Below are 1140 nucleotides of genomic sequence, written 5' to 3'. Positions count from 1 at the left end.
CCACGCGCTCCAGCACCAGACCGGGCCGCCCCTCGCGCTCCACCACCTCGACCAGGTCGGGGGCCACGCGGTGCCCGGCGAGCGCGGCCAGGGCCGCGGCCTCGGCCCGGTGACCGGCGAACCCGTCGCGGTACAGCTTCACGACGGCGTCGGCACCCCAGGCGTAGACCTCGGCCTCCCGGCCCACGCCGATGCGGGGGCCGAACCCGAGACCTTCGGCAGCGGTACCTCCGCCAGCGGTCGAGTCGATCATCGGGCAAGTGTGCGGGCGGGCGGCGGCGCTCACCACCTCCTTTTCGGGTGGTGCCGTCGCCGAGGCGTCGAGGCGTCGAGCACAGCAGTTGCTGCCGGACCAGACCCGATCTTGGCAGCAAGCGCTGTGGTCAACACCGTCGCCGGTCGCGGCACTGCGCTCGGGTGATCTATCCCGGGAACGGCCAACCCGTTCGGGACGGTCACCTCGTGGTCGGCGTCGGCGGGGGCGGCGTCACCTCGGTTCACGACGCCGCGAGCGGGTGGGCCGTGCCGTGGACCCTGCTCGCCCCCGTGCTGCTGTCCGTCGCGGCCGCGGTGGTGGCCCCGCTGGTGCGGGCGCGCCGGTCCAGGGGGACCATCAGGGAATGAGCGAGGGCAGGGAATGAGCGAGGGCACGGTCGCAGGCACGGGGCGCCGGTTCCCCGGGGCGGTGTTCGGGGTCGGCTCGGAGCCCGACGCGCGGTTCTCCCTCGCCAACGAGCGGACCTTCCTCGCCTGGATCCGCACCTCGCTCGCGCTCGTCGCGGGCGGAGTCGCCCTGGAGACCCTGGGGCTCGACCTCCAGCCCGGCCTGCGGCTCGCGGCGTCGATCGTGCTGATCGTCGCGGGCACGCTGCTGCCCCTGGTCGCGTGGGCCTGGTGGATGCGCATCGAGCGGGCGCTGCGCAGCGGTTCGCCGCTCCCGGCGACGATCGTCGGGGTGGTCCTCGCGGTCGTCGTCTCGGTGGTGGGCGTGCTCGTGCTGCTCGGCGTGCTGCTGCGATGACGGGGCCGGGCGCCGGACCGGAGTCCAGGCCCGACGCCGGCCCGGACACCACGCCCGGAGCTGGTCCGGGAGACGGGCCCGCCCCTGCCCCCGGCCTGCAGCCCGAGCGCACCGAGCTG

General features: G+C 75.4%; 3 protein-coding genes. 2 read left to right on the top strand and 1 reads right to left on the bottom strand.

What is annotated here, in order from left to right; all coding sequences use genetic code 11:
* Positions 1 to 253 (bottom strand): hypothetical protein (locus PROKR_RS34250; protein WP_211240058.1); only part of this gene is annotated, 253 nt, incomplete at its 3' end.
* A gap of 164 nt (positions 254 to 417) precedes the next feature.
* Between PROKR_RS34250 and PROKR_RS07565 the strand changes: the two genes are divergently transcribed.
* Entirely contained in the window at positions 418 to 624 is a 207-nt protein-coding gene (locus tag PROKR_RS07565; RefSeq protein WP_036961478.1) for a hypothetical protein, read from the top strand.
* Positions 625 to 637: 13 nt separating this feature from the next.
* Positions 638 to 1021 carry a YidH family protein gene (locus PROKR_RS07560; protein ID WP_036961475.1) on the top strand — a complete coding sequence of 128 codons (384 nt, stop codon included), beginning with the start codon at positions 638 to 640 and terminating at the stop codon, positions 1019 to 1021.
* Positions 1022 to 1140 lie beyond the last annotated feature (119 nt).

The sequence above is a fragment of the Promicromonospora kroppenstedtii DSM 19349 genome (genome assembly GCF_000515355.1).
Taxonomy (GTDB): Bacteria; Actinomycetota; Actinomycetes; order Actinomycetales; family Cellulomonadaceae; genus Promicromonospora; species Promicromonospora kroppenstedtii.
Note: the sequence above shows the minus strand (reverse complement) of the source record. Positions and strands in the feature narration are given on the sequence as shown.